This is a genomic window from Streptomyces caeni (assembly GCF_042678285.1).
Taxonomy (GTDB): Bacteria; Actinomycetota; Actinomycetes; order Streptomycetales; family Streptomycetaceae; genus Streptomyces; species Streptomyces caeni.
Genome location: NZ_JBHUDX010000155.1, coordinates 30412 through 36799, shown reverse-complemented (window position 1 = coordinate 36799; position 6388 = coordinate 30412). Strand labels below are relative to the sequence as shown.

Below are 6388 nucleotides of genomic sequence, written 5' to 3'. Positions count from 1 at the left end.
AGATCCTCCGGCGCTGCGAGGAAGTCATGCGTGAGGTGTGCGCGGACTTCAACACTGAACGTGAACTGCGGGCCGCCGTTGAGCGCGACGAACCTGTGGCCGTTGGCCGTGAAGTCGACGGCGATGACGGAGCCGGCGGGGCCGGGGCCGGCCTCGGTGTAGCGGCCGATCCTCCCGATGCCGGAGCCCTTGAAGATCGAGACGTAGTAGTGGGCGGCCTCCTCGGCCTGGCCGTCGAACCAGAGACAGGTGGTGAATCCTTCGGTGGCCATGAGTACCTCCTCGAGTGCGGGAACGCGGTCACCTGTATCGATCGGTGCTCGCGCCGGAACTCATCGGCCGGGCCGTGAAGTCATCCGGATGGGGTCCGGCGACCGCGGCATAGCATCCGGGCATGACGTCTTCGTCCGCCGAGAGCATCCGGCCCTTCCGTCTCGCGATTCCCCAGAGCGACCTCGACGACCTGCACGACCGCCTCGACCGCACCCGCTGGCCCGACCAGTTGCCAGGCGTGGGATGGGCGTACGGGGTACCGCTCGGCTATCTGCGCGAACTCGTCCGGTACTGGCGCCACGACTACGACTGGCGGGCCGCCGAGGCGCGGCTGAACGAGTGGCCGCAGTTCACGACGGAGATCGACGGGGCGCGCGTCCACTTCGCGCACATCCGCTCCCCCGAGCCGGACGCCACCCCCCTGGTCATCACCCACGGCTGGCCCGGTTCGATCGTCGAGTTCCTCGACGTCGTCGGACCGCTCGCCGACCCGGCGGCCCACGGCGGCGATCCCGCCGACGCGTTCCATGTCGTGGTGCCGAGCATCCCCGGATTCGGGCCCTCCGGGCCAACCCACGACACGGGCTGGGAAGCGGGCCGCGTCGCCGACGCGTGGGCCGGCCTGATGGACCGGCTCGGCTACCGGCGCTTCGGCGCGCAGGGCGGCGACTGGGGCGCGGTCATCTCCCGCGAACTGGGCCGGGCCCACCCCGACCGGGTGATCGGCGTCCACCTCAATCTGTTGCCGGGCGCGCAGCAGACCACCGAACCGACCCCCGGGGAACTGGCCGCACTGAGCCCGCGGGAGCGGGAGCAGACCCTCACCTCGTGGCACCGCTGGGACGCGTGGCAGCGCGAGGGGGCGGGCTACGCGATCCTGCACTCGACCCGGCCGCAGACGCTCGCCTACGCGCTCACGGACTCTCCGGTCGGCCAACTGGCCTGGATCGTGGAGAAGTTCAGGGAATGGACGGACTCCGCCGAGTTGCCCGAGGAGGCCGTCGACCGGGACCGGCTGCTCACCAACGTGATGCTGTACTGGCTGACCGGGACCGCCGGTTCGGCCGCCCGGATCTACTACGAGCGGGCGCATGCCTCGGGCCGGGCCGCCGCGCCGGCCGAGCCCTCGACCGCGCCGACCGCTCTCGCCGTCTTCCCGGCCGAACTGCAGGTGCCGCTGCGGCACAGGGCGGAGCGTACCGAGAACCTCGTCCGCTGGACGGAGTTCGACCGTGGCGGGCACTTCGCCGCGATGGAGGAGCCCGACCTGCTGGTCGACGACGTGCGGGCCTTCTTCCGGCAGCTGCGCGAGAAGGGCTGAGCCGGGGCTCTGCCCAGAGCGAATCCGCCGCGGGCAGAGAACCCGCGGCCGGGGGCCGCCCGGGGGCGACAGTGGAGTCACCGGCATCCGTTGCCACGACGAGGGGACCCGATGACTCCACTGCCTCCACCCAGCACGCTCCCGCCCCGCGCGGAGGAGGGCGACACCCCACCCAGCCGCTTCGACGACCATCTCGCCGCACAGCTGCTCGCCCAGCGGATCGTGTTCCTGGGCACCCAGGTCGACGAGGTGTCGGCCAACCGTGTGTGCGCGCAACTGCTCCTGCTGTCGGCCGAGGACCCGCGCGGCGACATCAGCCTGTACATCAACAGCCCGGGCGGATCCGTCACCGCGGGGCTCGCCATCTACGACACGATGCGGCTCGTCCCGAACGACGTGTCGACCCTGGTGATGGGGTTCGCCGCCAGCATGGGCCAGTTCCTGCTCACCGTGGGCACGCGCGGCAAGCGGTTCGCGCTGCCGAACGCGCGGATCATGATGCACCAGCCGTCGGCGGGCATCGGAGGCACCACCGCCGACATCGAGATCCAGGCGGAGAACCTGGAGTTCACCAAGAGGGCCATCGAGCGGATCACCGCCGAGCACACCGGGCAGAGCCTGGAGACGATCTCGCGGGACGGCGACCGGGACCGCTGGTTCACGGCCGAGCAGGCCCGGGAGTACGGGATGGTGGACCGGGTCGTGGAGTCGCTCACCGACGTCCGCCCGGCCGCCTCGCGCCGACGGATGGGGTTGTGACATGGGGTCGTACACCGTTCCGTACGTCGTCGAGCGGACCGCGCAGGGCGAGCGCTCCTACGACGTCTTCAGCCGACTGCTCTCGGAGCGGATCGTCTTCCTGGGCACCGAGATCGACGACGGCGTCGCCAACGTCGTCATCGCACAACTCCTGCATCTGGAGTCGGCGAACCCGGACCACGAGATCTCGATCTACATCAACTCGCCCGGCGGTTCGTTCACTTCCCTCATGGCGATCTACGACACGATGACGTTCGTCCAGGCGCCGATCTCGACCTTCTGCGTCGGGCAGGCCGCCTCGACGGCGGCCGTGCTGCTGGCCGGCGGAGACCCCGGGAGGCGGTTCGTGCTCCAGCACGCCCGGGTGCTGCTCGGTCAGCCGGCCGCCGGCGGGCGCCAGGGCACCGTCTCCGACCTCAGCCTCCAGGCCAAGGAAATGGTCCGCATCCGCGCCCAGGTGGAGGAGGTCCTCTCCCGCCACACCCGGCACGACGTGGCGACCCTGCGGACCGACATGGACCGGGACAAGGTGTTCACCGCCGAGGAGGCCGTCGCGTACGGGCTCGCCGACGAGGTGCTGAGCCGGCGGCTCGCGTTCGTCTGACTCCGGCGCGCCGTGGCCCGGACGTCCGCGAGCCGGTCAGGCCGCGAGGCACAGGCCGTCGTACCGCGCCGTCGGCGACGTGCGGCCGCGGCCCGTCCCGGTACGGGCGTGCCGGGTGAGCTCGGCCTGGGCGAGCGAGAGCAGATCGCCCAGGCCGAGGCCGAGGGCCTGTGCGGCGGCCGCGAGGACCTCGGAGGACGCCTCCTTGCGGCCGCGCTCCAGCTCCGACAGGTACGGCATCGAGATCCGGGCCGCCTCGGAGACGTCCTTCAAGGTGCGTTCCTGGGCGAGCCGTTCGCGCCGCAGCACATCACCGACGAGGTCGCGCCACAGGGGCTCCCGGGGCGCGGTGGGCTGTGGCGCGGACCCCGGCTGGCGCGGGTCGCGGCCCGGCCCCGCGGTGCGGGGCGGCGCGGACTGCGGACGCAGGGGGATGACGCGGGCTTCGTTCGGCGCATGGTTGCTCACCCCTCCAGCCTAGGGACCGGGAGCGCCACCGGAAGGGACCGGCGTTCTGCCCTGGGTGAAGCAAGACGTCCGCGGGAGCGTTGCCCGCCGGCCCGGCCCGCCACTGCCGCCCTCCGTCAAGTGACCGGCGCCACGCGGTTGTCCGGCGAACACCCACATGAGAATCCGGCTCCGGGGTATCCGCGGACTCGGGATGCCCCAACGACGCCCGACAGACCGGAGAGTGAGTCGCGGGGGAGAGGTGGTGGACACCGCCATGAGCCGGTCGACGGTCACCGACGAAACCGCCCGGAGCACGATTGGTGAGCAGCCCCCGCCGACCGTCACGGACCCGCGGACCGTCGCTCCCCGTGACGCCGCGAGCTGTCCCACCTGGACGCCGCGCTGACCGGGGACGAACAGGAGGGCGAGGCGGTCCCCGCCCGCTTCATCGGCGAGGAGGACGACGGCATACGGCTCGTCGAGGACCTCCACACCCTGGCCCCGCTGACGGCCGAGCCGAGCGAACGACCGGACGATCCCATCTGCGGTTCGTGGAGGAGGCCACGCGGGCCGGCATCGGCGCCCGCCGGGCTGTTCGCAGATGCTTGTCTCCCGCCTCGTCGAGCGCATCATCGAGCAGTTGCGCACCGGCATGCCGGACGATGTGAAACGGGTCAACGCCCCAGGCGCACCACGGCGGTGACACGTTTGCCGACCGGCACGCGCTCGACCGACACCCGGGCCGCCAGGCCGTGGACGATCTCCAGGCCGTGCCCGCCGACGCGCCGGGGGTCCCGGGGAAGGCGCCGGGGCAGCGTGGCGCTGCTGTCGTAGACGGTGACCGTCACAAAGGTGTCGGTGCCCTCCAGTTCCAGGACGCACGGGCCGTGGCTGTGCCGCTGCGCGTTGGTCACCAGTTCACTGACGACCAGGAGCACATCGCCGGCGGCCCGTTCGTCCACGGCGGCACACCGCTCGGACCGGAGCTGCTGGACGAACATCTCGCCGAAGGCCCTGGCCTCGGCGACGGCCCCCGGTCGCCCGGTGTAATGCTCCGCCCGCCGCAGCGGCTGGGCAGGCGTGTCGAGATCGGTCGGTATCACTGCTCCGTCCAGGTGCTCCTTCAGGCGGGCTCTCCCGCACACCGCGGCTCGTCCGGCGCGGCATCCCCTCCCTAGGGGGTGTTTCGGAAGTCCCGCACAGCACCCACGGCGCCCGGCACGCTCCCCCAAGCTCTTCGAGCAGGGGGCACCCCCACTCGCCGCACCGGCCGAAACCCCAAGTACGTCCAGTACGAGGGCCTTCGTCCGGCACACCGAGAGCACGCACCGGACACCGCGGGCACCGCACAGGACTTCCGAAACACCCCCTAGGGGTGCCGCACCAGTGCTCGTACCCAGCGATGCGTTCCCCAGTCCCCGGCGGACGGGCGCCACGGGCCGAACCGAGCCGTGGCGGGCGGCTCCGGGGGCGCGGAGGGAGCGGAGGCCGGCGGCGACCCGGACGCCGACGCCCCGGACGCGCTGGTGGGCGCGGAGGACGGCTCCCCCGAGGACGGCGGGCCCGACGCGGGCGAGGACGGCGGGGTGGGCCGGGGCGACGGCGTCGTGGCGGGTGACGACGGCGGGGCGGGCGGGGACGGTGACGACGCCGGCGGGTGGGAAGGCGCGGGAGACGGCGAGGAGGGGGAGGCGGAAGGGGAGGCCGTGTGCGGTGCGGGCGTCGACACGCTCACCGACGGGACCGGTCGCGCCGGCGGACGCGTCGTCCGGTCGTGGCGGCCCGTGTGGTCACCACGGCGGCGGTCGAACCATGCGTCGTGATCGGCGTCGAACAGCACGAACGTGGTGATGACCGTGGAGGACGGCGACACCACCACGACGTTCTGCGGCCGGAACCCGGGCCAGCGGTCGCCCGTCTGCCTCGGCGTGGACTTCTGCGCGACCGGCGGCGTGAGCGGGTTGCCGCAGGCGCACCGCACCCGGGGCACACCGTGGGCGTCGACGAGGACCGCCGTGCCGGCCTGCAGGATCGCCTGGTAGGTGGTGGCCGCGCCGTTGCGGTAGCCGTGGTTGGTCACCCGGGTGTCCATGCGCAGCCGCACCGGTGTGAGCGACCGCAGGTAGGCCGGCACACCGGACGCCCGGACACCCGCCGCCGACGCGAACGCCTCGTTCTTCGCCGGGTCCGCCTGCAGCGTCCGGATCTGCTTCTCCGTGTCACAGCTCGCGGTGTTGCGGGTGCCGCCGTACAGGCCGGGTGCGGAACCGTCGACGGCGCGCGTCACGTTGACGGGCTCCGTCGGGGCCGCCGGGGTGGGGGTGCGGGGGGCCGCGGAGCTCTGGACCGCCGAGGACTCGGTGAACGGGTCCGGGCCCGGCGCGTCGGCTGCCTGGAGGAAGACCTCGCCGCCGGCGGGGCGACCGCCACCGCCGCCGGGCCGGGTCAGCACGAGGCCGAGCACCACGGCTGCCACGGCCAGCGCGGACATCACTGCCACCCGAGGCACGGACCTCCACCAAGGACGGCGCGGGCCCCCGCCGGCGTCACCGGGACCGGACGGACCACCGGGACCGGACGGACCACCGGGACCGGACGGACCACCGCCTCCGCCGCCGGCGGGCCCGGACGGCGGGCGGATGTCCGGCTGTGTGGGAGCCTGCTCGGAGGGGTTTGACAGTGGGCCCGCCGGGGGGCCTGCGGGGCGGTCGGAGGACGGCGGTTCGGCACTCACGAGCTCTTCCTCCGGCATGGCGACACGTGGCGCTTCGGGGTGTGCACCGCTTCACTGCGCGATGGACTCATTGTGTGTACGAGCCCTGGACGCCCCGCAAACGGAAGCGGCCCTCGCCCGGGCGAGCGGCGGGGCACCGCACGGGCTTCGGGCCGACGCGGCCGGCCCACCCGGCAGGCGGAGCGCGGGAGGGCCGCTTAGCGTGGCAGCGTGAGCGCCCCGCCCTCGTCCGACCGGGCCGTCGCCC

General features: G+C 73.1%; 7 protein-coding genes and 1 pseudogene. 4 read left to right on the top strand and 4 right to left on the bottom strand.

All coding sequences use genetic code 11. The annotated features are described in order from the left end of the window. Nucleotides 1–272, bottom strand: a 272-nt coding sequence (locus ACFSL4_RS37340) for a VOC family protein (RefSeq protein ID WP_381092566.1), incomplete at its 3' end; no start/stop codon positions are given. 122 nt (nucleotides 273–394) lie between these two features. On the opposite strand from ACFSL4_RS37340, the gene ACFSL4_RS37335 reads away from it, so the two are divergent. From ACFSL4_RS37335 to ACFSL4_RS37325, 3 genes are all read left to right on the top strand, one after another. Continuing rightward, complete coding sequence (locus ACFSL4_RS37335) at nucleotides 395–1594, top strand: epoxide hydrolase family protein (protein WP_381092565.1); 1200 nt, start codon at nucleotides 395–397, stop codon at nucleotides 1592–1594. Between the two features lie 111 nt (nucleotides 1595–1705). Continuing rightward, complete coding sequence (locus ACFSL4_RS37330) at nucleotides 1706–2353, top strand: ATP-dependent Clp protease proteolytic subunit (RefSeq protein WP_381092564.1); 648 nt, start codon at nucleotides 1706–1708, stop codon at nucleotides 2351–2353. Nucleotide 2354: 1 nt separating this feature from the next. Further along, nucleotides 2355–2957: a ClpP family protease gene (locus ACFSL4_RS37325; RefSeq protein ID WP_381092563.1), complete on the top strand. Its 603-nt coding sequence runs from the start codon at nucleotides 2355–2357 to the stop codon at nucleotides 2955–2957. Between the two features lie 36 nt (nucleotides 2958–2993). On the opposite strand, the gene ACFSL4_RS37320 is transcribed toward ACFSL4_RS37325, so the two are convergent. Then, nucleotides 2994–3425: a helix-turn-helix domain-containing protein gene (locus ACFSL4_RS37320; RefSeq protein ID WP_381092562.1), complete on the bottom strand. Its 432-nt coding sequence runs from the start codon at nucleotides 3423–3425 to the stop codon at nucleotides 2994–2996. Between the two features lie 366 nt (nucleotides 3426–3791). Between ACFSL4_RS37320 and ACFSL4_RS37315 the strand changes: the two are divergent. After that, nucleotides 3792–4110 (top strand): annotated as a pseudogene (locus tag ACFSL4_RS37315) (sigma-70 family RNA polymerase sigma factor); the annotation flags it as partial. On the opposite strand, the gene ACFSL4_RS37310 reads toward ACFSL4_RS37315, so the two are convergent. Then, a complete protein-coding gene (locus ACFSL4_RS37310) occupies nucleotides 4082–4534 on the bottom strand; it encodes an ATP-binding protein (protein WP_381092570.1) in 453 nt (150 codons plus the stop codon). The pseudogene ACFSL4_RS37315 and the gene ACFSL4_RS37310 overlap by 29 nt on opposite strands. A gap of 242 nt (nucleotides 4535–4776) precedes the next feature. Then, nucleotides 4777–6141, bottom strand: coding sequence for a DUF6777 domain-containing protein (locus tag ACFSL4_RS37305; protein WP_381092561.1), 1365 nt, complete (start codon nucleotides 6139–6141; stop codon nucleotides 4777–4779). Between the last annotated feature and the right edge of the window lie 247 nt (nucleotides 6142–6388).